At 67.6% G+C, this 1,422-nt stretch carries 2 protein-coding genes; one reads left to right on the forward strand and one right to left on the reverse strand.

The annotated features are described in order from the left end of the window. Nucleotides 1–893, forward strand: an 893-nt coding sequence (locus Q4I23_RS32655; RefSeq protein WP_498528997.1) for a polysaccharide deacetylase family protein, incomplete at its 5' end; no start/stop codon positions are given. Nucleotides 894–923: 30 nt separating this feature from the next. Here the strand turns inward: Q4I23_RS32655 and Q4I23_RS32660 are convergent. Beyond that, a complete protein-coding gene (locus Q4I23_RS32660; RefSeq protein ID WP_454019308.1) occupies nucleotides 924–1,289 on the reverse strand; it encodes a hypothetical protein in 366 nt (121 codons plus the stop codon). Between the last annotated feature and the right edge of the window lie 133 nt (nucleotides 1,290–1,422).

Raw genomic sequence — 1,422 nt, forward strand, 5'->3', positions numbered from 1 at the left:
AAGCACCGGAGACCAGACCGCCCGCCGACAGCGCGCAACTCCCCCTGCCCCGCCCCAACGTGGACGGCAAGGCCGACGGCGCGATCACCTACCCCCCGGAAGCCGCCCGGACCATGGCCGCCATCGAAAAGTCGGTGCGCCGCAAGGGCCGGCTGGGCGCGGTGATCCCCGACACGGCGCTCGACGTCATGCCGGCGACGCTGAAGGAGGAGGGTTGGAACCTCTGCGCCCTCACCTTCGACGACGGGCCGCACCGGGTGGTCACCCGCCAGATCCTGGACGTGCTGAACCGCGAGAAGATCCCCGCGACCTATTTTCCGGTCGCCAGTGTCGCCGAGAATCAGGGCGAGGTGATCCGCGACTTCATCGCCGCCGGGCACGAGATCGGCAACCACAGCCTGACCCACGCCGACCTGCGCGCCATGGACCCCGAAGCGCAGCGGCACGAGATCGCCGAGGCCAACCGCATCCTGCGCGGGTTCGGCGCCAATCCGGTGCTGTTCCGCCCGCCCTACGGGCGATACACCCCGGACCTTCTGGCCATCGCCCGCGAGGAAAGCATGAGCCCGGTCCTGTGGACCGTGGACACCCGTGACTGGCAGGTCCGCGACCCCGACCGCATCGTGCAGCATGTGAAGACCGAGGCGGGAACCGGCAGCGTGCTTCTGCTGCACTCCACCTACCCATCCACCCTCAACGCCCTGCCCCGTGTGATCGCCGCGATGCGCGCGAAGGGCTGCGAGTTCGTCACCCTGTCGGAATGGATCGAGCGGATGCACCAGATCGCCACGCCGGCGACGGCCATGGCCCCGACCCTGGTGAATGCCGGGGCGAACGCCGCTGTCAAGGCCGTGGGGAAAGCCGGCGACGCGGCGCTCCGCACCGCCAATTGAACGGCGGTCGTCCGGTCAAGACCGTGCCCCTTACTTTCCGGTCTTCTGCTTGCGGATCTGCAGGTACTTGCGGATGGTCGCCTCGACCTCCGGCGGCAGCATGTTCCAGGCACCGGACACCGACCCGCCCTTGACCTCCTCGATGGTCACGGTGGCGGCGAAGCTGAATTTGCCATAGGCATCGTCGACCCGCAGCGTGATGCGCGCGGTCTGGCTGGGGATCAGGGACCCGTCGAAGCCGGTCGCCACGAATCCTTTGTGGCTGACTCCGGCCAAGGGAAAGCTCTTGCCGTCGAACTCGATCGCGTTCGACGGGCTCGCGGACGCGTTGGGCCGGCGCGGCGCCGCCTTCTTCTCGTCCTTGACGGTCACCTTCAGAAAATCGAACAACCCCATGCACAGCCCCCGCCGAACAGCGCCGTTCATTGCCACGGCGTCATCACTTTATGCGCGGACTTACAAAAGGGGGCAACCGTGATTTCCCCGACCGATGGCGCTTCAACCTTGCGGCGAAGCCGTCCTCTCACGG

The sequence above is a fragment of the Azospirillum sp. UFLA03-27 genome (assembly GCF_059803775.1).